24 protein-coding genes are annotated in these 25,364 nt (G+C 73.7%); 18 read left to right on the top strand and 6 right to left on the bottom strand.

Annotated features, from left to right (window positions below; genetic code table 11):
• Positions 1 to 398: 398 nt before the first annotated feature.
• Positions 399 to 917 (top strand): DUF2617 family protein, encoded by a 519-nt coding sequence (locus tag ACIPSE_RS14760; RefSeq protein ID WP_401662279.1) that lies wholly within the window; start codon positions 399 to 401, stop codon positions 915 to 917.
• A 128-nt stretch (positions 918 to 1,045) separates the two neighbouring features.
• On the top strand, positions 1,046 to 2,689 hold the full coding sequence (locus tag ACIPSE_RS14755) for a polyamine aminopropyltransferase (protein WP_401662276.1): 1,644 nt from the start codon (positions 1,046 to 1,048) through the stop codon (positions 2,687 to 2,689).
• A gap of 93 nt (positions 2,690 to 2,782) precedes the next feature.
• Here the strand turns inward: ACIPSE_RS14755 and ACIPSE_RS14750 are convergent, their stop codons facing one another.
• Positions 2,783 to 3,337, bottom strand: a complete 555-nt coding sequence (locus ACIPSE_RS14750) for a peptidoglycan-binding protein (RefSeq protein WP_401662273.1) — start codon at positions 3,335 to 3,337, stop codon at positions 2,783 to 2,785.
• 211 nt (positions 3,338 to 3,548) lie between these two features.
• Between ACIPSE_RS14750 and ACIPSE_RS14745 the strand changes: the two genes are divergently transcribed.
• The 14 genes from ACIPSE_RS14745 to ACIPSE_RS14680 all read left to right on the top strand — a co-directional run bounded on the left by ACIPSE_RS14745 (position 3,549) and on the right by ACIPSE_RS14680 (position 18,232).
• Positions 3,549 to 4,745, top strand: a complete 1,197-nt coding sequence (locus ACIPSE_RS14745; protein ID WP_401662270.1) for a sensor histidine kinase — start codon at positions 3,549 to 3,551, stop codon at positions 4,743 to 4,745.
• Positions 4,742 to 5,434: a response regulator gene (locus ACIPSE_RS14740; protein WP_401662268.1), complete on the top strand. Its 693-nt coding sequence runs from the start codon at positions 4,742 to 4,744 to the stop codon at positions 5,432 to 5,434. Before ACIPSE_RS14745 ends, ACIPSE_RS14740 begins: the two co-directional genes overlap by 4 nt.
• 79 nt (positions 5,435 to 5,513) lie before the next feature.
• Positions 5,514 to 6,461 carry an SRPBCC domain-containing protein gene (locus ACIPSE_RS14735; protein WP_401662265.1) on the top strand — a complete coding sequence of 316 codons (948 nt, stop codon included), beginning with the start codon at positions 5,514 to 5,516 and terminating at the stop codon, positions 6,459 to 6,461.
• 68 nt (positions 6,462 to 6,529) lie between these two features.
• Positions 6,530 to 7,318 (top strand): aldose 1-epimerase, encoded by a 789-nt coding sequence (locus tag ACIPSE_RS14730; RefSeq protein WP_401662262.1) that lies wholly within the window; start codon positions 6,530 to 6,532, stop codon positions 7,316 to 7,318.
• A gap of 10 nt (positions 7,319 to 7,328) precedes the next feature.
• A complete protein-coding gene (gene pyrE, locus ACIPSE_RS14725) occupies positions 7,329 to 7,877 on the top strand; it encodes an orotate phosphoribosyltransferase (RefSeq protein WP_401662259.1) in 549 nt (182 codons plus the stop codon).
• Between the two features lie 165 nt (positions 7,878 to 8,042).
• Positions 8,043 to 9,065, top strand: a complete 1,023-nt coding sequence (gene fbaA, locus ACIPSE_RS14720; protein WP_401662257.1) for a class II fructose-bisphosphate aldolase — start codon at positions 8,043 to 8,045, stop codon at positions 9,063 to 9,065.
• 82 nt (positions 9,066 to 9,147) lie between these two features.
• Positions 9,148 to 10,596, top strand: a complete 1,449-nt coding sequence (locus ACIPSE_RS14715; protein WP_401662254.1) for an MFS transporter — start codon at positions 9,148 to 9,150, stop codon at positions 10,594 to 10,596.
• A 249-nt stretch (positions 10,597 to 10,845) separates the two neighbouring features.
• Positions 10,846 to 11,259 carry a DUF3151 domain-containing protein gene (locus tag ACIPSE_RS14710; RefSeq protein ID WP_401662252.1) on the top strand — a complete coding sequence of 138 codons (414 nt, stop codon included), beginning with the start codon at positions 10,846 to 10,848 and terminating at the stop codon, positions 11,257 to 11,259.
• A 158-nt stretch (positions 11,260 to 11,417) separates the two neighbouring features.
• Positions 11,418 to 12,257, top strand: a complete 840-nt coding sequence (locus ACIPSE_RS14705) for a tryptophan 2,3-dioxygenase family protein (protein WP_401662249.1) — start codon at positions 11,418 to 11,420, stop codon at positions 12,255 to 12,257.
• Entirely contained in the window at positions 12,250 to 13,461 is a 1,212-nt protein-coding gene (gene kynU, locus ACIPSE_RS14700) for a kynureninase (protein ID WP_401662246.1), read from the top strand. The genes ACIPSE_RS14705 and kynU overlap by 8 nt, the downstream gene beginning before the upstream one ends.
• 236 nt (positions 13,462 to 13,697) lie before the next feature.
• Entirely contained in the window at positions 13,698 to 14,579 is an 882-nt protein-coding gene (locus ACIPSE_RS14695; protein ID WP_401662243.1) for an alpha/beta hydrolase, read from the top strand.
• 322 nt (positions 14,580 to 14,901) lie between these two features.
• The gene (locus tag ACIPSE_RS14690) at positions 14,902 to 16,308 is read left to right on the top strand and encodes a sensor histidine kinase (RefSeq protein ID WP_401662241.1); all 1,407 of its coding nucleotides are present in this window, start codon (positions 14,902 to 14,904) and stop codon (positions 16,306 to 16,308) included.
• Positions 16,305 to 16,979 (top strand): response regulator, encoded by a 675-nt coding sequence (locus ACIPSE_RS14685; RefSeq protein WP_401662239.1) that lies wholly within the window; start codon positions 16,305 to 16,307, stop codon positions 16,977 to 16,979. The genes ACIPSE_RS14690 and ACIPSE_RS14685 overlap by 4 nt, the downstream gene beginning before the upstream one ends.
• A 50-nt stretch (positions 16,980 to 17,029) precedes the next feature.
• Entirely contained in the window at positions 17,030 to 18,232 is a 1,203-nt protein-coding gene (locus tag ACIPSE_RS14680) for a cytochrome P450 (protein WP_401662236.1), read from the top strand.
• Here the strand turns inward: ACIPSE_RS14680 and ACIPSE_RS14675 are convergent.
• The 3 genes from ACIPSE_RS14675 to ACIPSE_RS14665 form a co-directional block, all read right to left on the bottom strand.
• The gene (locus ACIPSE_RS14675; RefSeq protein ID WP_401662233.1) at positions 18,222 to 18,440 is read right to left on the bottom strand and encodes a hypothetical protein; all 219 of its coding nucleotides are present in this window, start codon (positions 18,438 to 18,440) and stop codon (positions 18,222 to 18,224) included. The two genes, ACIPSE_RS14680 and ACIPSE_RS14675, sit on opposite strands and share 11 nt — an antisense overlap.
• Positions 18,441 to 18,595: 155 nt before the next feature.
• Entirely contained in the window at positions 18,596 to 20,164 is a 1,569-nt protein-coding gene (locus ACIPSE_RS14670) for an ABC transporter permease (protein WP_401662230.1), read from the bottom strand.
• On the bottom strand, positions 20,161 to 21,057 hold the full coding sequence (locus ACIPSE_RS14665; protein ID WP_401662228.1) for an ATP-binding cassette domain-containing protein: 897 nt from the start codon (positions 21,055 to 21,057) through the stop codon (positions 20,161 to 20,163). Before ACIPSE_RS14665 ends, ACIPSE_RS14670 begins: the two co-directional genes overlap by 4 nt.
• 74 nt (positions 21,058 to 21,131) lie before the next feature.
• Here ACIPSE_RS14665 and ACIPSE_RS14660 point away from each other — a divergent pair, with 74 nt between their 5' ends.
• The gene (locus ACIPSE_RS14660; RefSeq protein ID WP_401662226.1) at positions 21,132 to 21,692 is read left to right on the top strand and encodes a GbsR/MarR family transcriptional regulator; all 561 of its coding nucleotides are present in this window, start codon (positions 21,132 to 21,134) and stop codon (positions 21,690 to 21,692) included.
• A gap of 36 nt (positions 21,693 to 21,728) precedes the next feature.
• On the opposite strand, the gene ACIPSE_RS14655 is transcribed toward ACIPSE_RS14660, so the two are convergent.
• Entirely contained in the window at positions 21,729 to 22,550 is an 822-nt protein-coding gene (locus tag ACIPSE_RS14655) for a diacylglycerol kinase (RefSeq protein WP_401662223.1), read from the bottom strand.
• Between the two features lie 218 nt (positions 22,551 to 22,768).
• Between ACIPSE_RS14655 and ACIPSE_RS14650 the strand changes: the two genes are divergently transcribed.
• The gene (locus ACIPSE_RS14650; protein ID WP_401662221.1) at positions 22,769 to 24,052 is read left to right on the top strand and encodes an adenylosuccinate synthase; all 1,284 of its coding nucleotides are present in this window, start codon (positions 22,769 to 22,771) and stop codon (positions 24,050 to 24,052) included.
• Between the two features lie 135 nt (positions 24,053 to 24,187).
• Here ACIPSE_RS14650 and ACIPSE_RS14645 read toward each other — a convergent pair whose 3' ends face one another.
• Positions 24,188 to 25,255 (bottom strand): medium chain dehydrogenase/reductase family protein, encoded by a 1,068-nt coding sequence (locus ACIPSE_RS14645; RefSeq protein WP_401662218.1) that lies wholly within the window; start codon positions 25,253 to 25,255, stop codon positions 24,188 to 24,190.
• Between the last annotated feature and the right edge of the window lie 109 nt (positions 25,256 to 25,364).

The raw sequence follows: 25,364 nt of genomic DNA, 5'->3' as shown, positions 1-25,364 counted from the left end.
AGGGGCCGGGCCCGCACCGACGGGGTCCGGCCCCTGGGCTGTCCGCGGCCGTCCGCCGCGATGTCCCCTGTTCCGGGGAGGTGTCCCCACGTATGTGCGAGGCCGAGACGCGCGCTGTCGCGAGACCGGCGTACGCCGTGGTTGAACAGTTGAACTGTGCAGCCCTCTGAGGGATGGAAACCCCACGAAGTTGGGTAAAAACGCTGTGGCGGCGCCATGGTTCATGATTCCCTCTAAATCACCAGGCGGCCCCTCGGACGTGCCATCGGAAACTCCTTGCCGTGACCCCGAGCCGTGACCCCCCGACTGGGCCGACCGGACCGTGTTCCCCGGTGTCGACCCGGGTGCGCCGGACCCCACACAGCCCCTTTTCTTCTGCGTGCTAGCGGAGCCGATCCATGCTCACGACCCTGACAACCTCCTACACCGACACGCGCGCGGCCGACCTCGCCTGGGCCCTGGGGCGTGAGCCGCTGCCCGCTCTGGCCACCCTCGATCTGGAGCTGGCGGGGGCGGAACTCCAGCTGAGGCTGCTCGGCGCCTCCCACCAGGTGCTCTTGGAGGAGGAGCGGGGCACCTGTTCGGAGACGGTCGCCTGCATCCCCGGCAGCAGCACCCCGTTGCCGCTCGGCGTCGCCAAACGGGTCGGCGACTGGGAGTACGAGTTCGCGGCCCGGGTCGAGGTGCTGACCCCGGGCCAGTTCGCCGGCCGCGCCCAGGAACTGCTGGCCCTCGTCTGCGACCACCCGCACGGCCTGGCCGGGGTCTTCCCCGGCAGCCCCCACGCGTTCACCGCGCTGCTCGCCCAGCGTCAGGAGGGCCAGGTCCTGTGGCGGACCTGGCACGCCTACCCGCAGGACGGCCAGCTGGTGGCCACGAGAACCCGCGTCGGCGTACGGGTGCCCGCGGCGCTTTGAGGCGGGCCCGCACCTGGGGACCCGGCCGCGGGACCCCGGGCCGGCGTAAACCCGGGTCGCCTCAAGGGGCGTCAGTTCCACACGTGTGGGTGACGAAGCGTGCCGATCCAGTGACGTACGGTCGCAACGTGATCGATCCGCACGCGCCCGCCCCACCCGGCGCACCGCCGCCCTGGGCCGGTCCCGCGCGGCTGCCCGTGCGGCCGTCGATCGGCCGGTTCCTCGTCCTCGCGGGCGTCTTCGTCTGCGCCGCGTGCGGACTGGTGTACGAACTGGAACTGGTCGCCCTCGCCTCGTACCTGATCGGCGACTCCGTCACCCAGGCGTCCGTGGTCCTGTCGGTCATGGTCTTCGCGATGGGTGTCGGCTCGCTGCTGGCCAAGCGGCTGCGCTGGCACGCGGCGGCCGGGTTCGGCGCGATCGAGGCGGCGCTCGCCCTGGTCGGCGGGTGCAGCGCCCTCGCGCTGTACGCCGTCTTCGCCTGGACCGGCGGCTGGGGCGGACTGTGGGCGGCCGGGCCCCGCTGGCTGCTCGTGGCGTTCTCGCTGGCCATCGGCCTGCTCATCGGCGCCGAGGTACCCCTGCTGATGGAGCTGATCCAGCGGATCCGCCGCCAGGACGCGGGCGGCGCCGTGGCCGACCTCTTCGCCGCCGACTACGTGGGCGCCCTGGTCGGCGGGCTCGCCTTCCCCTTCCTGCTGCTGCCGCTCCTCGGCCAGCTCACCGGCGCGCTCATCACCGGCACGGTCAACGTCGTCGTCGGCGGCGCCCTCGTCCTCGGCCTGTTCCGCGGCGACCTCACCCGCCGCGCCCGCTGGAGCCTGCTGGCCGCCAACCTCGTCGTGCTCGGCCTCCTCGCCTCCGCCGCCGTCCTCGCCGACGACTTCGAACGCGCCGCCCGGCACGCCGTCTACGGCGACGACATCCGGGTCGCCGTGCAGACCGACGTCCAGGAGGTCGTGCTGACCGGCGGCACCGCCGGCCGGCCCCTCGACCTCTTCCTCGACGGCCGGCTCCGGGTCAGCGGACGCGACGAACGCCGCTACCACGAGGCCCTCGTCCACCCCGTGATGAACGGCCCCCACGCGCGCGTGCTCGTCCTCGGCGGCGGCGACGGACTCGCCGCCCGCGAGGTCCTGCGCCACCGGGACGTGCACCGGGTCGACGTCGTCGAACTCGACGCCGGCCTCGTGGACCTGGCCCGCCGCGACCCGGCCCTCGCCGCCCTGAACGGCCATGTGTACGACGACCCCCGCGTGCATGTCGTCACCGGCGACGCCTTCCAGTGGCTGCGCGGGGTACGGCCCGCGGCGTACGACGTGGTCGTCACCGACCTGCCCGACCCCGGCATCACCGCGAGCACGAAGCTGTACTCCCAGGAGTTCTACGGCCTCGCCCGGCGCGCGCTCGCCCCGGGCGGACGGCTGGCCGTCCACGCCGGCCCGGTCCGCACCCGGTCCCGGGTCTTCTGGACCGTCGAGACGACCCTGCGCGCGGCCGGCCTGCGCACCGTCCCCTACCGCGTCGGCGGCCGGGACGGCGCCTTCGCCGCGGGCCCCGACCGCACGACCGACGCCAGCCGGGCCCCGCAGGACTGGGGTTTCGTCCTGGCCGCCGCCCGCGCCGCCCCGCCCCTCGGCCTGGACCCGCACGCGCCCCGCCCCCGCACCCTGACCGCGGCGACCCTCGCCGCGGACGCCCGCGACGCCCGCCGCCACCGCCTCACCGGCCTGCCCCCCTCGACCCTCGTGCACCCCCGGTACGCCGACTGACCGCCGCGCGCACGGAGCGGCGGCCCGCCCCCTTCCCCGTGGAGGACGGACCGCCGTTCTTCCCCCGCCGCCCCCGCGGCGGTGCGGTGTGGCTCAGACGACGTTCAGCGTGGTGTACGAGGCGAGCTTCCAGCCCCTGCTGCCGACCTTCAGGTAGTACTTGCCGGCGGCGGTGCGCTTGAGCGTGAAGTTGTGCTTCCACCCGTAGTACGTGACGGTCCCGTCGGAGTGGGCCAGCAGCGAATCGTCGGCAACCCCCAGGGTGAGCTTTCCGGCCTTGCCGTCGACCACCAGACCGGCGCCCAGCCTGCTGTTGTACAGCTTCTGCAAGGACTTGACCGCGGCCGTGGTGTTGGAGCCGTACCGGCCGTCGATGTCCGCCCAGTCGAACGTGGTGCCGTTCTTCTCCTTGGCGCCGTCCGCCCACAGCGCCATCTGCACCAGCGCGGTCGCGTTGCTGTTCGCGTGGCTGGTCGAGGAGAGGGTGCCCTCGTCGCCCCAGTCGTTCGTCGGGCTGTTCGTGCCCGAAACGTACCCCTGGGCGACGGTGGCGGAGGCCGGTCCGGCGAACGTGAGCGCGCCCCCGCCCAGCGCGGCCACGGCCACGGTGACGGCGACAGCCTTGCGGTGCCAGGTCCTCTGTGACATCAGGTGTCCCCTTTCGGTCGCGGGCCGGGGTCCCCCCGTCGGGCCCCGTGTGCCCCGCGGTCGAAAACGTACGGGCGCCGGCCGTCCCGCCGAATCCGCCACCGGTTTGATCCGGGCGCCAACTCCCGTGGCAGCCGGGCGGTTTCTACGACTTCCGCGGTACCGCGGAAAGGGGACGCCCCGCCCCGCGCACGGGGGCTACGCTGCGGCGATGCGGATCCACCCCCTCGTCGTCGACGGGTTGATCACCGCGGCGCAGACGACCGTGGCCGTCCTGCTCGGCAGGGAGTCCCTCCACCAGGGCCGGCCCGCGCTCGACACCCTCGGCTGGACACTCGTCGCCCTCGCCAACCTCCCGACCCTGCTGCGCACCCGGTTCCCGGTCCCCGTCTGCGGGTTCGTCATCGGCGCCTCCACCGTCTACGCCGGCCTCGGCTACTGGCCCGTGGTCAACTCCCTCGGCCCGATGCTCGCGTTCTACACCGTCGCCTCCCTGCGCCCCGCCCGCACCACCGCGTCGTGCGCCGCGCTGATGGCCGGCAGCTGGATCTACGCGGGACTGGTCACCGAGGGCAGTTCCATGGCCTCGGTGCTCGCCCAGTCCGTCGCCTACCCCATGGTCCTGTGGTGGTTCGGCCACACCGCCCGCCGAACGGCCGACCTGACCAGGCAGTTGAGAGCCGAACAGGCCGAACGGGCCCGCCGCGAGGTCGCCGGGGAAAGGGTCCGCATCGCCCGCGAACTGCACGACGTGGTCGCCCACCACATGGCCGTCATCAACGTCCAGGCCGGCCTCGCCCGTTTCGTCTTCACCTCCGACGCCCCCACCGCGCGCGGCGCCCTCGACGCCATCGAGGGCGCGAGCGCCGAGGCCCTCGCCGAACTGCGCCGCATGCTGGGCCTGTTGCGGGCCGACGGCGTCCAGGGCGCCCCCGACGGCGGCCCCGCCCCCGGACTCGACCAGCTCGCCGGCATGGTCGAGCGCGTCCGGGCCGGCGGCGTCCCCGTCACCCTCACCGTCAGCGGCGACCCGCGCCCCCTGCCCTCCGGGGTCCAGCTCTGCCTCTACCGCGTCGTCCAGGAAGCCCTCACCAACGTCCTCAAGCACGCGCCCGGCGCCCACGCCACCGTCGAACTCGCCTACCGGGCCGGGGAGATGACGGCCTCGGTCACCGACGACGGCGCCCCCGGCGGCGTCCCCCACGGCGGGAAGGGGGTGAACAAGGGGGCGGATCCGGCCAGAAGGCAGGAGCGCGGCGGCCACGGCTTGATCGGGATGCGCGAGCGGGCCAAGCTCTACGGCGGGACGATCGTCGTCGGCCCGCGCGGTGAGGGAGGTTACGGCGTGCACCTGACCCTGCCGACGTCGGTACGGACCGCACGCCGGGGAGACACCGTCGCGGAATGACCGACACCGACACCGGCAACGGCCCGGCGCCCATCAGGGTCCTGGTCGTCGACGACCAGTTCCTCGTCCGCGGCGGACTGGTCGCCCTGCTGCGCGCCGCGCCCGGCATGGAGGTGGCCGGCGAGGCCGCGGACGGCGAGGAGGCCGTCGCCCTCGCCGCGCGCACCCGCCCCGACGTCGTCCTGATGGACATCCGCATGCCCGGCACCACCGGCATCGAGGCGACGGAACGCATCCTCGCCCAGGCCGGCGACCCGCCGCCGCGCGTCCTCGTCCTGACCACCTTCGACCTGGACGAGTACGTGTACGGCGCCCTGCGCGCCGGGGCCTCCGGGTTCCTCCTCAAGGACGCGGGGCCCGAACGCCTCCTCGCCGCGGTGACCGCCGTCCACGGCGGCGACTCCCTGTTCGCGCCCGCCGTCACCCGGCGTCTGGTCGAGGCCTTCACCCGTGCCACCGACGCCCCCGGGCGTCCCGCCGGGCTGGAGGCGCTGACCGGGCGCGAGGTGGAGGTCCTCAAGCTGGTCGCCCGGGGGCTGACCAACTCCGAGGCGGCCGACCGTCTCTTCATCAGCGAGGCCACGGTCAAGACCCACCTCAACCGGACCATGACCAAGCTGGGGCTCGCCAGCCGGGCCCAGGTGGTGGTGGTCGCCTACGAGACGGGGCTCGTCACGCCGGGGGGCTGAAGCCGGGGGGCTGAACGGGCCGCGTCACTTTCCTCCAACGCGGGTGCGGGAACCGGCGGCCTGGGTAGGCTCGGCCGACATGGAGCATGACGTGTTCGTTCCGGTTCCGGCCTCGCGGTTGAGGGACGCCCTCGCCGACCCCGCGAGGGTGGCCCGGGCGGTGCCCGGACTCCAGCAGGACGCCGGCGCGGAGCCCGTCTCCGGACGGCTCAAGGTCCGCGTCGGCAGCCACTCCGTGACGTACCGGGGGTCCCTGCGGGTCACCCGGCGCGACGGCGACGCGTTCGCGGTCGAGGGCGACGGCACCGAGGCCCGGGGCAGCGGCGCGGTCAAGGTCGCGCTCACCCTGCGGGTGAGGGACGCGGAGGGCGGGTCCACGCTCGCCGTCGAGGGGACCGGTTCCGTGGACGGCCGTCTCGCGGAGCTGCCCGCCGACGCGGTCGCCTCCGCCGTCGCCCGGTTGCTGGAACGGTTCGCGGAGAATCTGGGAGCGGCACCCGCCGACACCTCTGCCGCCCCTGCCGACACCCCTGCGGCCCCCGCCGACACCCGTGACACGGCCCCGGAGCCCTCTGGAGAATCCCCGGCAGCACCCGGGGAGTCCCCTGAGGAGATGCCCGGGGAATCCCCGGCGGCGCCCGGCGAGGTTCCGGTGGTGCCCGAGGAGTTTCCGGGTCAGGCGCCCGGCGAAGCTCCCGCTGAGCCGGGGGAGGCCCCGGCTCAGATGCCCGGGGAGGCCCCGGAGGTGCCCGAGGAGCCGGTGGAGCCCGAGGAGCCCGAGGAGCCGGTGGCCTCCGCGCCGCAGAACGCGCCCGAACTCCCCGTCGAGGCCGCGCACGCGCGCCGCACGATGATCGGGCGCAGTGCCGAGGAGGTCGACCACGCCCCGCCGCGCGGCCGGTACGCCCCCGTGCCCGCGCCGCAGACCGTCGCGTCCGGCATCCCGCTGCGCTGGGCGGCCCCGGCGGCGGCCCTCGCGGTGGCCTCGGTGATCGTGGTGGGGCGGGCACTGCGCCGACGGCGCTGAGCGTGTCGCGTCCGGGCCGGAAGGACACCGGACGGACGCCGGGCGGGCCGGAAGACTAGGGTCGTCCCGTGAGTGACGAAGCGATTGTGCTGGCCGCGGGTGACGCGGAGGTGACCGTGCTGCCGGGCAACGGCGGCCGGGTGGGTGGGCTGCGGATCGGCGGGACCGAACTGCTGCGGCAGGGCGAGCGGTTCGGCTGCTTCCCCATGGTGCCGTGGTGCGGCCGGACCAGGGACGGACGGTTCCTGGACGGGGCCACCGTGCGGCAGATGCCGCTGAACTCCCCGCCGCACGCGATCCACGGCACCGCCCGCGACGCCGCGTGGCGCACCGCGCGGGTCACCGCCGACGAGGCCGTGATCACCTACGACCTCGTCGAGCCGTGGCCGCACCCCGGCCGGGTCACCCAGAGCGTGGCGCTCACGCCGGACTCGCTCACGCTGACCATGGCCGTCGAGGCGTACGGCTCGTCGTTCCCGGCCCAGATCGGCTGGCACCCGTGGTTCAACCGGAACCTCGGCGGCGAGGACGTGCGAATGGCCTTCGAGGCCGCGTGGCAGGAGGAGCGCGGCGACGACCACCTGCCCACCGGGCGGCGCGTCGATCCGAAGCCCGGGCCCTGGGACGACTGCTTCGGCATGCCCGGCGGTGTCGACGTGACCCTGACCTGGCCGGGACAACTGGAGCTGAAGGTCGCCTCCCGCGAGGAGTGGGTGGTCCTCTACGACGAGCAGGCCGCGGCCGTGTGCGTGGAGCCGCAGACCGGGCCGCCGAACGGACTGAACACCCTGCCCCGGCTGGTCACGCCCCTCGAACCCCTCGAAGCCGCCACGACCTGGACCTGGCGGCACATCTAAGCTGACCCGCATGACGGACGTACGCGGCGCGCTGCTGCAGCAGATCAAGGACAAGGCCGTGGTGCACGGCAAGGTGACCCTGTCGTCGGGGCTCGAGGCCGACTACTACATCGACCTGCGGCGGGTCACGCTGGACGGGGAGGCCGCCCCGCTGGTCGGGCAGGTGCTGCTCGACCTCACCGAAGGGCTGGAGTTCGACGCCGTCGGCGGGCTGACCATGGGCGCCGACCCCGTCGCCGGGGCGATGCTGCACGCCGCCGCGGCCCGGGGCCGTCGGCTCGACGCGTTCGTCGTGCGCAAGGCCGCCAAGGCCCACGGCATGCAGCGGCGCGTGGAGGGCCCGGACATCGCGGGCCGCCGTGTCCTGGTCGTCGAGGACACCTCCACCACCGGCGGCTCCCCGCTGACGGCCGTCGAGGCGGTACGGGAGGCGGGCGCCGAGGTCGTGGCCGTGGCGACCATCGTCGACCGGGCCACGGGCGCCGACGTGAAGATCCAGGAGGGCGCGGGCGTTCCGTACCTGTTCGCGTACTCCAAGGACGAACTCGGCCTCGACTGAGGCCCGTACGCGAGCACCGGAGAACCGGGACGCACGGCCGCTCCGACCATCCCGGTTCGTCTGGAAAGATGGGGCGCGACGACGACGTCACACACCCCCACACAAGGTCTAGGTCAGGGCCGAGCACGTAGTCACGCCAACCCGCACACTTCAAGGAGCGGACAGATGCCCATCGCAACCCCCGAGGTCTACAACGAGATGCTCGACCGGGCGAAGGCAGGCAAGTTCGCCTACCCGGCCATCAACGTCACCTCGTCCCAGACCCTGCACGCGGCACTGCGTGGCTTCGCCGAGGCCGAGAGCGACGGCATCATCCAGATCTCGACCGGTGGCGCCGAGTTCCTGGGCGGTCAGCACAGCAAGGAGATGGTGATCGGCGCGACGGCCCTGGCCGAGTTCGCCCACATCGTCGCCCAGAAGTACGACATCACCGTCGCCCTGCACACGGACCACTGCCCCAAGGACAAGCTCGACGGGTACGTGCGCCCGCTGCTGGCGATCTCCGAGGAGCGCGTCGCGCGCGGCGAGAACCCGCTCTTCCAGTCGCACATGTGGGACGGCTCCGCCGAGACCCTGGCCGACAACCTCTCCATCGCCCAGGAGCTCCTCGCGCGCGCCCACGCCGCGAAGATCATCCTCGAGGTCGAGATCACCCCGACCGGCGGCGAGGAGGACGGCGTCTCGCACGAGATCAACGACTCCCTCTACACCACCGTCGACGACGCCCTGCGCACGGCGGAGGCCCTCGGCCTCGGCGAGAAGGGCCGCTACCTGCTCGCCGCCTCCTTCGGCAACGTCCACGGCGTCTACAAGCCGGGCAACGTCGTCCTGCGGCCCGAGCTGCTCAAGGACCTGAACGAGGGCGTCGGCGCCAAGTACGGCAAGGCCGCCCCGTTCGACTTCGTCTTCCACGGCGGCTCCGGCTCCACCGCCGAGGAGATCGCGACCGCGCTGGACAACGGCGTCGTCAAGATGAACATCGACACCGACACCCAGTACGCCTTCACGCGTCCGGTCGCGGCCCACATGTTCCAGAACTACGACGGCGTCCTGAAGGTCGACGGCGAGGTCGGCAACAAGAAGACCTACGACCCGCGCACCTGGGGCAAGCTGGCCGAGGCGAGCATGGCCGCCCGGGTCACGGAGGCCTGCACCCACCTGCGCTCCGCGGGCACCCGCCTGAAGTAGCCGTACACGTTCCTCGGCGGTGAGCCCGGTGCCTCTCGGCACCGGGCTCACCGTTTGCGCCGGGGCGCTGTTTACTGGGGTCATGCCCGACGTCCGGCTGGCCTCACCGCAGGGCAAGTGGATCCTGCTCACCACCGTCCTCGGCTCCAGCATGGCGATGCTGGACTCGACCGTCGTCAATGTGGCGCTCCCGCGCATCGGCCGTGACCTCGACGCCGACCTCGGCGCGCTCCAGTGGACCGTCAACGCGTACATGCTGACCCTCGCCGGTCTGATCCTGCTCGGCGGATCGCTGGGGGACCGGTACGGGCGGCGGAAGGTCTTCGTCGTCGGGGTCGTCTGGTTCGCCGCGGCCTCCCTGCTGTGCGGGCTCGCCCCGAACTCCGGGGTGCTGATCGCCGCGCGCGCGTTGCAGGGCGTGGGCGGCGCGCTCCTGACGCCCGGCTCCCTCGCCCTCATCCAGGCCTCCTTCCACCCCGACGACCGGGGCAGGGCCGTCGGCCTGTGGTCCGGCTTCGGCGGGATCGGGGCCGCCGTGGGGCCCTTCCTGGGCGGCTGGCTCGTGGACGGGCCCGGCTGGCGCTGGGTGTTCCTGCTGAACGTCCCCCTCGCCCTGCTCTGCGCCCCCATCGCCGTACGGCACGTCCCGGAGTCCGGCGACGGGCGCGCGCACGCCGGGTTCGACGTCCTCGGGGCCTTCCTGGGGGCCGCGGCGCTCGCGCTCGTGACGTACGCGCTGATCGAGGCGGAGTGGGTCGCGGCCGTCGCCGGCGTGGCCGCCGGCGTCGCCTTCGTGTACGTCGAGAAGCGGCGGCCCGACCCGATGATGCCGCTCGGGATCTTCGCGTCCCGCCAGTTCACGGCCGTCAACCTGGTCACCCTGTGCGTGTACGCGGCGTTCAGCGGGTTCTTCTTCCTGGCCGCGCTCCAGCTCCAGGTGGTGGCCGGCTACTCCGCGCTCGGCGCGGGCACGGCCCTGCTGCCCACCACCGTCATGATGCTGCTGTTCTCCGCCCGCTCCGGCGAGCTCGCCGACCGGATCGGGCCGCGCGTCCCGCTCACCGCCGGTCCGCTGCTGTGCGCGGGCGGGATGCTGCTGATGCTGCGGGTGGGCCCGGACGCGGACTACCTCACCGACGTCCTGCCCGCCCTGCTGGTCCTCGGCCTCGGCATGGTCACCCTGGTGGCCCCGCTCACCTCGACGGTCCTGGCCTCGGTGGACGTGGCGCGGGCGGGCCTGGCCAGCGGCATCAACAACGCGGCGGCCCGCGCGGCGGGACTGATCGCGGTGGCCGCGCTGCCCCTGGTCGTCGGGATGGGCGAGGAGGCGTACCGCACCCCGGGCGCCTTCGACGACGCCTTCGGGCGGGCCATGCTCGTCTGCGCCGGCCTGCTGACGGTGGGCGGAGTCCTTGCCTTCGCGACCGTCCGCTCCCTCCCACCGGACTGCGCCCGCCCCGAGTGCCTGCACCACGGCTCGGTCACGGCACCGCCGCTGGAGGGCCGCCCGACCCGGGGGAAACTGGCGTAGGCCCGGCCCGGCGGACAGCGCGGCGGGCGCCGGTGCGTGCGTCTGCGGCGTTGCCGTCGGTCGCCGACGTTCCCGCGCCTTCGGCCGGGAGGCGCCCCACCGCGTCGCGCGGGCGCGACAGCAACTGATCGGCCCCGCCCCCTGCGGCAGTGCTGCCGCACGCACCGGACCCCGGTTCACCCGCGTCCCCACGCACCCCCTGCGGCCCGATCCGCCGGACGGCGTCCGCGCATGGAGGAGACTTGGGGCATGTCGATTCACGAGAACCTCCTCGGGGGACCGCCCCCGACCCACCTGCCCGACGACCCCGAGCCCCGCGAACTGCTGGCCGGCGGCACCGCGCCCGCCGACGTCGCCGCGAAGTACCCGACCTCCTCGCTGGCCTGGGCCCAGCTCGCCGACGAGGCCTTCGAGCGGGGCAGCGTCGTCGAGTCGTACGCCTACGCCCGCACCGGCTACCACCGGGGTCTGGACGCGCTGCGCCGCAGCGGCTGGAAGGGCCACGGGCCGGTGCCGTGGGAGCACGAGCCGAACCGCGGCTTCCTGCGCGCGCTGCACGCCCTCGCCCGGGCCGCCGGCGCGATCGGCGAGCAGGCGGAGTACGAGCGCTGCTCGCAGTTCCTGAAGGACTCCTCGCCGGTGGCGGCCCAGACCCTGGGCTAGGGCGCACGCTCCGTGTGCGGGCCCGGCCGTGATCGGTGTGATCCGGCCGGGCTTGCGCCGCTTCGGGGTCTCGGCCGAGGATGCCGGTGGGGACCGGGGCCCCCGTGTCGGTAACGGCAGGGGCGGACCGCTACCCGGATACACAACAGGAGACAGCGATGTCCCAGTCGGCTCATGAGATACAGGAGCCCGAGACCCCGCATCTCGACTTCGCCGGTACGACGCCCTACGAGGACTACGTCAAGGCGGATGTGCTCACCCACCTCCAGCACACCCTCTCCGAGGACCCCGGAGAGATGGTCTTCCTGGTCACGACCCAGGTCATGGAGCTGTGGTTCACCGTCATCGTCCATGAGTGGGAGACCGCGGCCCGCGCGCTGCGCTCCGACGACGTGCCCGTCGCGATCGACGCCCTGAAGCGTTCCGTACGGGAGCTGGAGGCGCTGAACGCCTCCTGGAGGCCGCTCGGCCAGCTCACCCCGGCCCAGTTCAACTCCTACCGGGCCGCCCTCGGCGAGGGCTCCGGCTTCCAGTCGGCGATGTACCGGCGCATGGAGTTCCTGCTCGGCGACAAGTCCGCCTCCATGCTGGTGCCCCACCGCGGTGCCCCCCGGGTCCACGCCGAGCTGGAGAAGGCCCTGCACGAGCCCAGCCTGTACGACGAGGTCCTGCGGCTGCTCGCGCGGCGCGGGCACCCGATCCCGGCGGCCGTCCTGGAGCGGGACGTGGCCCTGCGGTACGAGCCGTCGGCGCAGGTCGAGGCCGCCTGGACGGCGGTCTACGCGGGCGACGCGGGCACCGAGGTCGCCCGCCTGGGCGAGGCGCTGACGGACGTCGCCGAACTGGTCTGGCGCTGGCGCAACGACCACCTGGTCGCCACCCGCCGCGCGATGGGCGCCAAGGCGGGCACCGGCGGCTCGGCCGGGGTGGCCTGGCTGGAGAAGCGTGCCCGCAAGAACGTGTTCCCCGAGCTGTGGACGGCCAGGTCCTATGTCTGAGCGCGCCCCCGAACTCGCCTTCAAGGCGGCAGAGTTGGATGCCGGTGACCAACTCGCCCCGGTCCGGGGCCGGTTCGTCCTCGACGACGCCGTCTACCTCGACGGCAACTCGCTGGGCGCCCTGCCCGCCGCGGTCCCCGGACGCGTCGAGGACGTCGTGCGGCGGCAGTGGGGCGAGCTGCGCATCCGGTCCTGGGACGAGAGCGGCTGGTGGACCGCGCCCGAGCGGATCGGCGACCGGATCGCCCCGCTTCTCGGCGCGGCGGCCGGGCAGATCGTCGTCGGCGACTCGACGAGCGTCAACGTCTTCAAGGCCCTCGTGGCCGCCGTCCGGATGGCGCAGGAGGACTCCGGCGACGCGCGGGACGAGATCCTCGTCGACGCCACCACCTTCCCCACGGACGGGTACATCGCCGCCTCCGCCGCCCGGCTCACCGGCCGCACCCTGCGGCCGGTGACCCCGCGGGAGGTGCCCGGCGCGCTGTCGTCGCGGACCGCGGCCGTGCTGCTCAACCACGTCGACTACCGCACCGGACGGCTGCACGACCTGCCCTCGCTCACCGCGGCGGTCCGCGAGGCGGGCGCCTACGCCGTCTGGGACCTGTGCCACAGCGCGGGCGCGCTGCCCGTCGGGCTCGACGCGCACGGCGTCGACCTGGCGGTGGGCTGCACCTACAAGTACCTGAACGGCGGCCCGGGTTCACCGGCCTACCTGTATGTGCGGCACGGTCTCCAGGAGCGGTTCGACTCGCCGCTGCCGGGCTGGAACTCGCACGCGGAGCCCTTCGGGATGCGGCCGTCGTACGAAGCGGCGCCGGGCGCGGTGCGCGGGCGGGTCGGGACGCCGGACATCCTGTCGATGCTCGCCCTGGAGGCGGCGCTCGACGTGTGGGACGGGGTGACGATCGAGGCGGTGCGCGCCAAGTCGCTCGCCCTGACCGACTTCTTCCTCCAGTGCGTGGCCGCCCAGGTGCCCGAGGAGCGGGTGGAGTCGCTGACCCCGCTCGCCCACGCGGAGCGCGGCAGCCAGGTCGCGCTGCGCTGCGCGGACGCCGGGGACGTGATGGAACGGCTCGTCGAGCGGGGCGTGGTCGGCGACTTCCGCCACCCGGACGTGCTGCGCTTCGGGTTCACGCCGCTCTACGTCGGGTTCGGGGACGTGGAGCGGGCGGCGCGGGTGCTGGGCGAGGTGCTGGCGCGGTGACCGGTTCCCGGGGCCGGCCCGCGGCCGGTCCCGGGACCAACTCGCGGTGCGCGCACGCGAGATCCTCCGCCGGGTGGCGAACCGTTTAAGCCTCACCGAGCGTGACATCCCGGTGTCGGCGCACGTCATCGGCCTGATACCGTCCCGCACACACGGCTGGATTCCTCCTGGTCCCTCGCACGTGTCTCGTTCAAACCTGTTTCGCCACACCTGTTTCGTCGCTGAGAGGTTGGAGCATGCCGGACGACTCCGCAGCAGCCCGGTCCGCCGCCGAGGAGGAGTCGGCCTTCTCCCACCCGCCCGTCGACGCGGACGTCAGCGCCGCGTACGGGGATCACCCCGACCAGGTGATCGACTTCTACGCGCCCAGGGGCGACGGCTCCGACGGCCCGGCGCCGCTGGTCGTGGTCCTGCACGGGGGCGCGTGGCGGGCCCCCTACGACCGCGCGCACATCACCCCGTTCGCGGACGCGCTGGCCCGGCGCGGGTTCGCCGTGGCCAACGTCGAGTACCGGCGGGGCGCGATGCTGCCCGCGCAGGGCGGTGACGGTCCGGTCGCGGGCCGCTGGCCCGACACCTTCGACGACGTGGCGGCGGCGCTGGACGCGCTGCCGGAGCTGGCCCGGCGGTCCCTCCCGCGCGCCGATCCCCGCCGGACCGTCCTGACGGGGCACTCGGCGGGCGGCCACCTGGCGCTCTGGGCGGCGGCACGGCACGTCCTGCCGGCCGGCTCGCCATGGCGCACGGCGGGCCCCGCGCCGCTGCGCGGGGTGGTCGCGCTGGCGCCGATCGCGGACTTCGCGGTCGCCGGGAAGCTGGAGGTGTGCGGCGGCGCCGCCCTCCAACTCCTCGGCGGCGAGGAGCACTTCGCCGAACGTCAGCCGCACGCGGACCCCGCGCTGCTGCTGCCGACGGGCATCGCGACGACCCTGGTCCAGGGCCGCACGGACGACGTCGTCCCGCAGGCCGTCGCCGAGGCCTACGCGGACGCGGCGGCGAAGGCGGGCGAGGTCGTCGGGCTGACGCTGCTGGAGGACGTGGGGCACTTCCCGCTGATCGACCCGGTGGCGGACGCGTGCGCGGTCGTCGTGGAGGAGATCGCCCAACTGGCCTGGTGAGCCCGGGTGGTGACGCCCCCTCCCCGCGGATTCGCCCCGCCCCCGTCGTACCCGTCACGCCTGAGAGCTACGGCCGAGGTGAGCTCCGCAGCGTGACGCGGACTGCCTGTGCGTCTCCGTGACTTCCCCGTCGGTGAGGCCCGATGGCCGGGCGGACGGCCGGGGAGGAGCGGGGCATGGGTGCCGAGGCACGGGGTGAGAGGGACCGGCGGGCACCGCGACCCCGGAGCCGCGCCCGGCGTCCCTTCCCGTCCTCCCGGCCCGTCCGGCCCTCACGGGACCCGTAGTACTTGAGAGGGAGGGGGAAGGACCCTTCTCACAGGTGACGACGGGATCGGGGGGTCCGGCCTACGGTTTCACCGTGACCGACACGACGACCGACACCCACGCCACACCCTCGCGACCCGGGTCCGGGTCCGGGTCCGACCCGTACGAGCCGCGCAGCCCCGAGGTGCGGGCCGCCCTGGACGCCCTGCGCGGGATGCGCCAGGACCTGCTCCAGGACGTCCTCGCCTACCGCCCGCTGCCGCCCATGGCGGTCGACGGACCGGTCACCCGCCGGCTGGGCGGCCGGCTGCGGGAGTGCGCGGCCTGGACGCCGCACGCGCTGGTGGCGGCGGCCGGGCTGATCGCGATGCTCGCCGCCTGGGGCAGCGCGACGGGCCAGGTGCAGGCGCTGCTCTGCGGCCTCTTCACCCTGGGCCCCGTCCTGCTCACGCTGGTCAGGCCGGTCGCCGCGTTCTGGCTGTCCCTCGGCTCGACGTCCGCGGTCGCCGTGCTGAGCATGACCTGGTCCAACTGGCCCTGGCTGCCGGGCAGTTTCCTCACCCACCTCACCGTCCTCACGGTGGTGGCGATACGCACCCGGCCCCGGACGGCCGCCTGGATGTGGGTGGTCACGGGCGTGTACGGCCTGCTCGTCGAGACCGTCTTCGGCGGCGGCCACTACGTCACCAACACCGGCCCCATGCTGGTCGTCTCCGCGATGTCCCTGCTGCTCGTCTCGGTCCGGCACATCCGCAGCCAGGCCCGCCAGGAGGTGACCGCGCAGCGGACGGTGACCGCGCACGAGCGGTCCCGGCGGACCCTGCTGGAGGAGCGCTCCACGATCGCCCGTGAGCTGCACGACGTGGTCGCCCACCACATGTCCGTCGTGGCCATCCAGGCGGAGGCGGCGCCCTACCGGGTGGAGAACCCGCCGCCCGAGCTGGAGCGCGCCTTCGTGACGATCCGGGAGAACGCGGTGGCGGCGCTCACCGAACTGCGCCGGGTCCTGGGCGTGGTGCGCGCCGAGGACTACGAGGCCCCCGACGCCCCGCAGCCCACCCTCGCCGACCTGGACGCGCTCCTGGCCAACGTCCGGGACACGGGCCTTGAGGTGGACAGGACGGTGACGGGCGCGGTCCGTGAGCTGCCGCAGGGCGTGGAGCTGTCGGCGTACCGGATCGTGCAGGAGGCGCTGAGCAACACGCTGCGGCACGCGCCGGGGGCGAGCGCCCGGGTGGAGATCGGCTATGTCCTGGGCGGTCTGGGCCTGCGGGTGGTCAACACGCCGATGCCCAGGGGGTCGCTGGTCAAGCCGTCCCCCGGGGCCGGGCACGGTGTCACGGGCATGCGGGAGCGCGTGTCGATGCTGAACGGCGAGATGACGGCGGGTCCGACGGACGACGGGGGCTACGAGGTGACGGTGTTCCTGCCGGTGCCGTCGGCGAGCGAGGCCGACGCGTGAGCGCGCCCGCCATCCGGGTGCTGATCGCCGACGACCAGATGATGGTCCGCGAGGGGTTCTCGGTGCTGCTGAACGCGATGCCGGACATCGAGGTGGTCGGCGAGGCCGTCAACGGCCGGGAGGCGGTGGCCAAGGTCCGTGAACTGGCCCCGGACGTCGTCCTGATGGACATCCGGATGCCGGAGCTGAACGGCATCGAGGCGACCCGGGAGATCGTCGCGGCCGACGGCACGGCGAAGGTCCTGGTCCTGACGACGTTCGACCTCGACGAGTACGTCTACCAGGCGCTGCGCGCGGGGGCGTCGGGCTTCCTCCTCAAGGACGCCTCGGCCCGCCGGCTCGCCGAAGGGGTGCGGGTGGTGGCCTCCGGTGAGGCGCTGCTGGCCCCGTCGGTGACCCGGCGCCTGATCACGGAGTTCTCCAGGCTCTCCGAGACGGCCCGGCTGATGCCCTCCGCCCACGCGGCCTACGGCGAGCTGACCGAGCGCGAGACGGAGGTCCTCGTCCTCATCGCCCGCGGCCTGTCCAACGCCGAGATGGCCGAGCGTCTCGTGGTCGCCGAGTCGACCATCAAGACCCATGTCAGCCGCGTCCTGGTGAAACTGGGCCTGAGGGACCGCACCCAGGCGGCGGTGTTCGCGTACGAGGCCCGGCTGGTCACGCCGGGCTAGCCATGAGACGGCCCTGGTCAGATGGGGGAGCGGCGGCATACCGTCCGTCCATGGCAGCCTTCGATCCGTGGGACCCGGACTTCCTCGCCGACCCCAGCCCCGCCTACGCCGAGCTGCGGGGCCGGGGCCGCGTCCAGTACTTCGAGCCCACCGACCAGTGGCTGGTCCCGCACCACGCCGACGTCTCGGCCCTGCTGCGCGACCGGCGCCTGGGCCGGACGTACCAGCACCGCTTCGCGCACGAGGAGTTCGGGCGGACCGCCCCGCCCGCCGAGCACGAGCCGTTCCACACGCTCAACGACCACGGCATGCTCGACCTGGAGCCCCCGGACCACACCCGGATCCGCCGCCTGGTCTCCAAGGCGTTCACCCCGCGCACGGTCGAGCGGCTCAAGCCGTACGTCACCCGGCTCGCCGGGGAGCTGGTGGAGCAGCTCGTGGAGAAGGGCTCCGGCGATCTGCTGGGCGATGTCGCCGAACCGCTGCCCGTCGCCGTCATCGCGGAGATGCTCGGCATCCCGGAGGCCGACCGCGGCCCGCTGCGCCCCTGGTCGGCGGACATCTGCGGGATGTACGAGCTGAACCCGCCGCAGGACGTCGCCGACCGGGCCGTCCGGGCCTCCGTCGAGTTCTCGGAGTATCTGCGGGACCTCATCGCCGTACGGCGTGAGCGTCCGGGGGACGACCTGATCTCCGGGCTGATCGCCGCGCACGACGAGGGCGACCGGCTCACCGAGCAGGAGATGATCTCGACGGCCGTGCTGCTCCTCAACGCCGGCCACGAGGCGACCGTCAACGCCACGGTCAACGGCTGGTACGCGCTGTTCCGCAACCCCGGCGAGCTCGCACGGCTCCGCGCCGACCACTCCCTGATCCCGTCCGCGATCGAGGAGCTGATGCGCTACGACACCCCGCTCCAGCTCTTCGAGCGCTGGGTCCTCGACGACGTCGAGATCGACGGGACGACGGTCCCGCGCGGCGCCGAGATCGCGATGCTGTTCGGTTCCGCCAACCACGACCCGGCCGTCTTCCGGGAGCCGGAGCGGCTGGACCTGGGCCGCGCGGAGAACCCGCACATCTCGTTCTCGGCGGGCATCCACTACTGCATCGGCGCGCCCCTGGCCCGGATCGAGCTGGCCGCGTCGATGACCGCGCTCCTGGAGAAGGCGCCCGCTCTGGCCCTCGCCGAGGAGCCCGTGCGCAAGCCGAACTTCGTGATCCGTGGGCTGGAGGGGCTCGCCGTCACCGTCTGAGGCGCCGTGCGAGGGCCCACAGCCCGAGGGCGGCCATGGTCCCGCCGAGCACCGCGAGCGGCAGCTCGGCGTAGAGGACGCTCCAGTCGGGAGCGGCCTCGAACCGCCAGAATCGCCCCTTGAACCCGACACACCACACCGCGAGCCCCGCACCCGCCCCGACCACCGCCGTCAGACACCCCGCGGCGGCCTCCCTTCGTTGCCCCATGCCCGGCATGGACGCGCGCGGACGGTCGCGGGGTTCCCGGCGGGAGCCAGGCGGTGAGGTCGGGGTGGCGCGGCCGCGTCGGGCGTGCGGCCAGTGTGGTCAGGTGGTGAGGTCGCGGTGGCGTAGCCGCGTCGGGCCTGTGGCGGGCAGTGTGGTCAGGTGGTGAGGTCGCGGTGGCGGAGGCCTGTCAGGCCTGCGGCGACCAGCGCGATCGTCAGGGCGGTCAGGGTGAGGACCGGGGGCCAGGTCATGGTGTGGCCGGGGAGCTTGGGCAGGTGGGTGAAGGGGGAGAGGTCCAGGACGGGCTGGGGGGCGTCCAGGGCCGGGCCCACCCAGCCGATCAGCAGGACCGCCCCGGCCACGCCCCACGCTGCGGGGGCCGCCCGCGGGAACAGGCCGTACAGGGCGAGCGCCAGGCCGCCGATCACCCACACCGCGACGACCTGCACCAGGCAGGCGGCCAGGATCGCGCCGCCCCGCCGGCCGTAGCCGACCGTGAAGCCGAGGCCGGTGGCCAGCATGAGCAGCACGGACCCGCCGAAGGCGACCGTGAGATGGCCGGCGGCCCAGCGCAGCCGGCCGACCGCGGTGGCGAGGACCGGTTCCGCGCGCCCGGAGGTCTCCTCGCCGTGCAGCCGCAGGACGGAGCCGGTGATGTACAGACCCGCGACCAGGCCCATCATGCCGACCATCGACGCGAGGAACGCGTCCGTGAGGCCGCCGTGGCCGCCCATCCGCTCGAAGATCTCCCGGGCGCCGTCGTTGTCGCCGACCAGGTCGGCGACGCCGTCCGTGAGCCCGCCGTAGACGACGCCGACGACGAAGAAGGCGAGCCCCCAGCCGTACACGGAGCCGCGTTGCAGCCGCCAGGCCAGGGCGCCGGCCGTGCCCATGCGGCCCACCGGGCGTCCCGGGCGGGTGGGGAAGAAGCTCATGCCGACGTCCCGGCGGCCCGCCAACGCGTAGGCGGCCCAGGCCTGGAGGGCGATCGCCGCCGCGAACAGGCCGAGCACCCACCAGCGTTCGTCCGCGTAGGGGCGCAGGTTCTCCAGCCAGCCCAGCGGGGACAGCCAGGTCAGGGCCGAACTCCCGTCCGCCGACGCCGAGTCGCCCGCCGCGCGCAGGACGAAGGCCGCGCCCAGCGCCCCGGCGGTCAGGCCCCGGGCCGGCCGAGCGCTCTCGGTGAGCTGGGCGGCGACCGCCGCCATGGTCGCGAAGACCATGCCCACGGCCGCGAGGCCCAGCCCCAGCGCCAGCGCGCCCGCCGTGCCCTGGGCGGCGAGGCCCGCGGTCACCAGCAGCGCCAGCGCGGTGTTCGCGACCGCCGCGGTCAGCAGGGCCGCCGTGAGGGAGGCCCGGCGGCCCACCGCCCCCGACGCGACGAGTTCCTGACGTCCGCTCTCCTCCTCGTCGCGGGTGTGCCGGACGACGATCAGCAGGCTCATGGCCGCCGCGACCAGCGCCGCGTACACCCCGACCCGCCAGGCGGTCAGCGCGCCGAGCGAGGTGTCGAAGACGGGGCCGATCAGGGCGCGGAAGGAGGCGTTGGTGCCGACCTGGTGGACCAGGGAGGCGCGTTCGGCGGCGGTGCCGTACAGGCTCTCGAGGGTGTTCGGCATCGACAGCACCATCAGCGCGTCCACGGCGACCCACAGGCTGATGGTCAGGCGGTCGCGGCGCAGGGCGAAGCGCAGCAGGACGGGGGTGCCCGCGAGGGTGTTCACCGGGCGGTCGCCTCCGGCTGGTAGTGGCGCAGGAAGAGCTCCTCCAGGGTCGGCGGCGTCGACGTCAGCGAGCGCACGCCCGCCTCGCTCAACTGCCGCAGCACCGCGTCGAGGTGGTCGGTGTCGACCTGGAGGCGGACCCGGTTGCCCCGGACGTCGAGATCGTGCACGCCCGGCAGTCCGTCCAACCCGTGCGGCGGGCCCGCGAGTTCGGCGGAGACGGAGGTACGGGTGAGGTGGCGCAGGTCGGCGAGGGAGCCGGTCTCCACGGTGCGGCCCCGCCGGATGATGCTGACGCGGTCGCACAGCTCCTCGACCTCGCTGAGGATGTGGGAGGAGAGCAGGATCGTGCGGCCCCGGTCCCGTTCCTCCTCCACGCAGGCCTGGAAGACCTCCTCCATCAGCGGGTCCAGGCCCGACGTCGGCTCGTCCAGGATCAGCAGGTCCGCGTCGGCGGCGAACGCGGCCACCAGGGCGACCTTCTGCCGGTTGCCCTTGGAGTAGGTGCGGCCCTTCTTGGCGGGGTCGAGCTCGAAGCGCCCGATGAGGTCGGCGCGCCGCTTCGGGTCGAGGCCGCCGCGCAGCCGGCCGAGCAGGTCGATGGCCTCGCCGCCGGTGAGGTTGCGCCACAGGGTGACGTCACCGGGGACGTAGGCGATCCGCCGGTGGATCTCGACCGCGTCCCGCCACGGGTCCCGGCCCAGCACCCGGGCCGTGCCGGAGCCGGCGCGCAGCAGGCCGAGCAGGACGCGGATCGTGGTGGACTTGCCGGAGCCGTTGGGTCCGAGGAAGCCGTGCACCTCGCCGGTCCCGACCTCCAGGTCCAGCCCGTCGAGCGCGTGCGTCGTACCGAACGACTTGTGGAGCCCCGAGACGCTGATCGCCGTCGTCATGGCTCACGAACGTACGCTTCTTTCAGAAATTTGTGAAGTTAAGGAAGAGTGAAAACGGTGGGTAGGGTGGAGGCATGAGCGCGACGGGTGGTACGGCCGACGGGAAGACGCCCGACGGGACGACGGGCGGCGCGGCGACGGGCGGGGCGGCGACGGGCGGGGCGCGGGACGCCGAGGCCGTGTCGAGGTTCGTGGAGGCCTTCGCGGCCCAGCTCGTCGACGCCGGGATGCAGCGCATGGCCGCCCGGGTCTTCGCCGCGCTGCTCGCCTCCGACACCGGGGCGATGACCTCCGCGGAGCTCGGCGAGCAGCTCCGGGTCAGCCCCGCCGCCGTCTCCGGCGCCGTCCGCTACCTCTCCCAGGTCCACATGGTCTCCCGGGAGCGCGAGCCCGGCTCCCGGCGCGAGCGCTACCGCGTCCACTCCGACCAGTGGTACGAGGCCCTCACCAACCGGGACGCCGTCCTCAAGCGCTGGGAGCACACCCTGCGCGACGGCGTCAGCAGCCTCGGCTCCGAGTCCCCCGGCGGCCGGCGTCTGGTCGAGACCCTCGCCTTCTTCGAGTACCTGGAGGGCGAGCTGACGGTCCTGATGGAACGCTGGCGGGTCCACCGGGCGGAGACGTTCGGCGACTGAGCGCACCGTCCGCGGCCCGGCGCACCGGCGCGTCGGTCAGGCCCGCGGCAGCGTGAGCCCCAGCGCGCCCTCCCACACCGTCCAGGTGCGCCGCCGGACCGGGCCGGCCTCGGCGGCGTCCGCGCGGTAGCGGAAGTCCGCGCCGGACACGGTCACCGTGCGGCCCCGCGCCAGCAGCGGGCACGCCTGGGCGCCCGCGGTCAGCGGTCGCACCTCCACCTCGGCGAACCCGCCCCGGCCGGGCGTGACGGACACCGTCTCGACCGGCTGGTCCAGGTCGACCACCGTCGTCCCGTCGACCTCCACCCGCAGCAGGGCGGGCCGCGGCGCGGGCCCCGGGGCCTCCCGGGTCGGCACCAGGGTGCGGACCCGGGAGAGCCAGGGCCGCCGGGCGTCGGACGCCGTCGCCTGCGGCCCGGCCACCGCCGGGATGCGCAGCGCGCCGAGCACCACCCCGTCGCTGTCGTCGACGAGCAGGTCCAGCCGCCGCTCCGCGCCGTCCAGCACGGCCCGCGCGGCGGCCACCGCGCCCGTGGGCACGCCGAGCGAGCGCGCGGCCGACAGGGCCGCGCCGACGGGGACGTACGAGAGCACGCATCCGGCCAGTTCCCGGCGCCGGTGCAGCAGGGACACCGTGCGCACCAGCGCCTGGTCGTCACCGACGACCACGGGGCGCCGCGCGCCCCGCCGGGCCAGCATCCGGGCGAAGTCCTCCGGGTCCTCCGGCAGGCACACCTTCGTCCCCGCCGCACCCGCGCTGAGCACGTCTTTCGCGATCCGGACGGACTCGCCGTCCGTCCGCCGGGCGACCGGATCGATGACCACCAGCAGTCGATCGGAAGTCGCTGAAGTCGCCACCTCGGTCCTGCCTCGCTTCCTCGGGTAGCATCTTTGTGCAAGAGCCCCTTGCGCTATTGCGCCAGGGGCTTCGTCTATTCCGGGGCATCCGGGTCCGACGGGTTCGCGGCCGAAGACGGCCGTCGGCGGCCGACGCAGGCCGCCGGTGTGCGCACTCACACAGGTGTGACGTACGCCCCTGACCTTGGACATGCCCCGCCCGGAAGGGGTGTACGCGCGTGCCCGCACTTGTGCTGCTCGGTGCTCAGTGGGGTGACGAGGGTAAAGGTAAGGCCACTGACCTGCTCGGCGGATCCGTCGACTACGTGGTCCGTTACCAGGGAGGCAACAACGCCGGCCACACCGTGGTCGTCGGCGACCAGAAGTACGCCCTCCACCTTCTGCCCTCCGGCATTCTCTCCCCGGAGTGCACCCCGGTCATCGGCAACGGCGTCGTCGTCGACCCGTCGGTCCTGTTCTCCGAGCTGAACGGGCTGAACGAGCGAGGCGTAGACACGTCCAAGCTCCTGATCAGCGGTAACGCACACATCATCACGCCGTACAACGTCACCGTGGACAAGGTGACGGAACGCTTCCTCGGAAAGCGCAAGATCGGCACCACCGGACGCGGCATCGGTCCGACCTACGCGGACAAGATCAACCGCGTGGGCATCCGCATCCAGGACCTGTACGACGAGTCGATCCTGACCCAGAAGGTCGAGGCGGCTCTCGACGGCAAGAACCAGCTCCTGACCAAGGTCTTCAACCGCCGTGCCATCGAGGTCGGCCAGGTCGTCGAGGAACTGCTGTCCTACGCGGACCGGCTCAAGCCGTACGTCGCCGACACGGTCCTCGTCCTCAACCAGGCCCTCGAGGCCGACAAGGTCGTCCTCTTCGAGGGCGGTCAGGGCACCCTGCTCGACATCGACCACGGCACGTACCCCTTCGTGACGTCGTCGAACCCGACCGCGGGCGGTGCCTGCACCGGCTCCGGCGTCGGCCCCACGAAGATCAGCCGGGTCATCGGCATCCTCAAGGCCTACACGACCCGCGTCGGCTCGGGCCCGTTCCCGACCGAGCTGCTCGACGAGGACGGCGAGGCGCTGCGCCGCATCGGCGGCGAGCGGGGCGTGACCACCGGCCGTGACCGGCGCTGCGGCTGGTTCGACGCGGTGATCGCCCGCTACGCGACCCGCGTCAACGGCCTGACGGACTTCTTCCTCACCAAGCTGGACGTCCTGACCGGCTGGGAGCAGATCCCCGTCTGCGTCGCCTACGAGATCGACGGCAAGCGCGTCGAGGAACTCCCGTACTCGCAGACCGACTTCCACCACGCGAAGCCGATCTACGAGACCCTGCCGGGCTGGTCCGAGGACATCACCCAGGCGAAGTCCTTCTCCGACCTGCCCAAGAACGCCCAGGCGTACGTCAAGGCGCTGGAGGAGATGTCCGGCGCCCCGATCTCCGCGATCGGCGTGGGCCCGGGCCGGGACGAGACGATCGAGATCAACTCGTTCCTGTAGGACCCCGCAGGACCGCAGGACCGCAGGACACCCCTCCCTGTACGTGCCCGTGCCCCCGGCCGCCGATCGTGGCCGGGGGCACGGGTGTGTCCGCGGGGGTTCGCGTGGGCCGGGGTGTGCGTCCGGCGGGGCGGTTCACCCGACGGCGCCGTCGAGGACGACCTTCCCCGCCACCGTGCCGGACTCGGCCAGCCGCATCGCCCGGGCGGCCTCGGTGAGCGGGAGCCGGGCCGCGATGCCCGGGGTGAGGTCGCCGCGCCGCAGGGCGTCGAAGACCTGGGCGAGGTCGGCGCGCAACAGGGACCGGAACCGGTTCTTCGCCAGGGCGCGCCCGGCCCACACGTTGTAGAAGTAGGCGCGGCGGCGGTTGGGCAGCGCGTTCCACAGCCACACCCGGCCGAGCAGCTTCAGCACGGGCAGCTGCTTGGAGCCCTCGTCGTCCCGGGTGGAGGCGCTGCCGTACGACACGAGCGTGCCGCCGGGCGCGAGCAGCCGCCAGGAGTCGACGACACCCGGGCCGCCGACGTGGTCGAACACGGCGTCCACGCCGCCGGGGGCCAGTGCGCGGACGCGCGCGGGGACGTCCTCGGTGCGGTAGTCGACGGGCTCGACGCCCTGGGCGCGCAGCGCGTCGTGGTGGCGGGCGGACGCGGTGCCGATGACCCGTATGCCGGCCGCGCGGGCGAGCTGGACGAGGACCGTGCCGACGCCGCCGTTCGCGCCGTGCACCAGGACGGTGCCGCCCGCGCGGACCCGGGCCTTGCGGTGCAGCATCTGCCAGGCGGTGAGGCCGTTGAGGACGAGGGTCTCGGCCGCCGCCGCCTCGACGCCCGCGGGCACCGGCACGGCGTCCGCCGCGTCGACGAGGACATGGCTGGCCCAGCCGCCCGTCTTGACCAGCGCGGCCACCCGGGCGCCGGTCAGCTGCGGGTCGACCCCGGCGCCGGTGGCGCGGACGGTGCCGACCAGGTCGTAGCCCGGCACGAAGGGGAAGGCCGGCTGGTCGTAGTACTTGCCGCGGCGCATCTGCTGCTCGGCGAAGGAGACGCCGGTGGCCTCCATCCGGACCAGGACCTGTCCGGGGCCGGGGGTGGGGACGGTGCCGCGGCGGATACGGAGGCCCTCCGGCTCGACCTTGCCCGGGAGGACGATCTCGGTGAGCTCTTCGGCGGACGGGGTGGGCTCAGTGATCTCGGCGTTCATGGCGGCCTCCGTGGCGATCGCGTTCATTAGTGGTGCTCGTGTTCGTTACAGGCTCTAACTCCTGGGCTCAGTTGTAGCCGTCTCGTCCGGTGACTGTCAATAGCTTCAG

It is taken from the genome of Streptomyces sp. NPDC090106, from assembly GCF_044747265.1.
Classification (GTDB): Bacteria; Actinomycetota; Actinomycetes; order Streptomycetales; family Streptomycetaceae; genus Streptomyces.
Note: the sequence above shows the minus strand (reverse complement) of the source record. Positions and strands in the feature narration are given on the sequence as shown.

Excerpts from the sequence above, each read along its gene's own strand:
- ACIPSE_RS14760 (WP_401662279.1), top strand. The coding sequence starts at position 399 with ATGCTCACGACCCTGACAACCTCCTACACCGACACGCGCGCGGCCGAC.
- ACIPSE_RS14750 (WP_401662273.1), bottom strand. The coding sequence starts at position 3,337 with ATGTCACAGAGGACCTGGCACCGCAAGGCTGTCGCCGTCACCGTGGCC.
- ACIPSE_RS14745 (WP_401662270.1), top strand. The coding sequence starts at position 3,549 with ATGCGGATCCACCCCCTCGTCGTCGACGGGTTGATCACCGCGGCGCAG.
- ACIPSE_RS14740 (WP_401662268.1), top strand. The coding sequence starts at position 4,742 with ATGACCGACACCGACACCGGCAACGGCCCGGCGCCCATCAGGGTCCTG.
- ACIPSE_RS14735 (WP_401662265.1), top strand. The coding sequence starts at position 5,514 with ATGGAGCATGACGTGTTCGTTCCGGTTCCGGCCTCGCGGTTGAGGGAC.
- pyrE (WP_401662259.1), top strand. The coding sequence starts at position 7,329 with ATGACGGACGTACGCGGCGCGCTGCTGCAGCAGATCAAGGACAAGGCC.
- fbaA (WP_401662257.1), top strand. The coding sequence starts at position 8,043 with ATGCCCATCGCAACCCCCGAGGTCTACAACGAGATGCTCGACCGGGCG.
- ACIPSE_RS14715 (WP_401662254.1), top strand. The coding sequence starts at position 9,148 with ATGCCCGACGTCCGGCTGGCCTCACCGCAGGGCAAGTGGATCCTGCTC.
- ACIPSE_RS14710 (WP_401662252.1), top strand. The coding sequence starts at position 10,846 with ATGTCGATTCACGAGAACCTCCTCGGGGGACCGCCCCCGACCCACCTG.
- ACIPSE_RS14705 (WP_401662249.1), top strand. The coding sequence starts at position 11,418 with ATGTCCCAGTCGGCTCATGAGATACAGGAGCCCGAGACCCCGCATCTC.
- kynU (WP_401662246.1), top strand. The coding sequence starts at position 12,250 with ATGTCTGAGCGCGCCCCCGAACTCGCCTTCAAGGCGGCAGAGTTGGAT.
- ACIPSE_RS14695 (WP_401662243.1), top strand. The coding sequence starts at position 13,698 with ATGCCGGACGACTCCGCAGCAGCCCGGTCCGCCGCCGAGGAGGAGTCG.
- ACIPSE_RS14680 (WP_401662236.1), top strand. The coding sequence starts at position 17,030 with ATGGCAGCCTTCGATCCGTGGGACCCGGACTTCCTCGCCGACCCCAGC.
- ACIPSE_RS14675 (WP_401662233.1), bottom strand. The coding sequence starts at position 18,440 with ATGGGGCAACGAAGGGAGGCCGCCGCGGGGTGTCTGACGGCGGTGGTC.
- ACIPSE_RS14665 (WP_401662228.1), bottom strand. The coding sequence starts at position 21,057 with ATGACGACGGCGATCAGCGTCTCGGGGCTCCACAAGTCGTTCGGTACG.
- ACIPSE_RS14660 (WP_401662226.1), top strand. The coding sequence starts at position 21,132 with ATGAGCGCGACGGGTGGTACGGCCGACGGGAAGACGCCCGACGGGACG.
- ACIPSE_RS14645 (WP_401662218.1), bottom strand. The coding sequence starts at position 25,255 with ATGAACGCCGAGATCACTGAGCCCACCCCGTCCGCCGAAGAGCTCACC.